This is a genomic window from Acidisphaera rubrifaciens HS-AP3 (assembly GCF_000964365.1).
Classification (GTDB): domain Bacteria; phylum Pseudomonadota; class Alphaproteobacteria; order Acetobacterales; family Acetobacteraceae; genus Acidisphaera; species Acidisphaera rubrifaciens.
In genome coordinates this window covers 1-613 of sequence record NZ_BANB01000841.1, presented here as the reverse complement: position 1 = coordinate 613, position 613 = coordinate 1, and the positions used below count along the sequence as shown (strand labels likewise).

Annotated in this window: 1 protein-coding gene; it reads right to left on the bottom strand. The window is 68.5% G+C overall.

The features are described 5' to 3' along the window. On the bottom strand, nucleotides 1-613 hold a 613-nt coding region (locus B8460_RS18370), incomplete at both ends, for an IS3 family transposase (RefSeq protein ID WP_048863072.1).

Here is a 613-nt window from a genome sequence, read left to right as displayed (position 1 = left end):
GCGATGGATTACCTCGGCCTTGTAGAGGCCGTTGATGGTCTCGGCCAAGGCGTTGTCGTAGCTGTCGCCGACGCTGCCGATCGAAGGCTCGATCCCGGCCTCGGCCAGGCGCTCGGTGTATCTGATCGGGACATACTGGCTGCCGCGGTCGCTGTGATGGATCAAGCCTCCCGGATGCGCCGGTCTTCGCTCATGAAGGGCCTGTTCCAGTGCATCCAGGACGAAGCCGGCGTGGGCCGTGCGGCTGGCGCGCCAGCCGACGATGCGCCGGGCGTAGGCGTCGATCACGAAGGCGACGTAGACGAACCCGGCCCAGGTCGCGACGTAGGTGAAGTCCGACAGCCACAGCCGGTCAGGCGCCGGGGCGTGGAACTGGCGGTTGACATGATCCAGCGGGCAAGGCGCGGCCTTGTCGCTGACCGTGGTCGTCACCGGCTTGCCGCGGATCGCGCCCTGAAGGCCCATCCCGCCCATCAGCCGCGCCACCGTGCAGCGGGCGACGGCGAAGCCCTCCCGCTTCATCTGCCGCCAGACCTTGCGCACGCCGTAGACCGCGAAGTTCTCGGCGAACACACGGGCGATCTGGGGCTTCAGCTCCAAGTCCCGCCGCGCC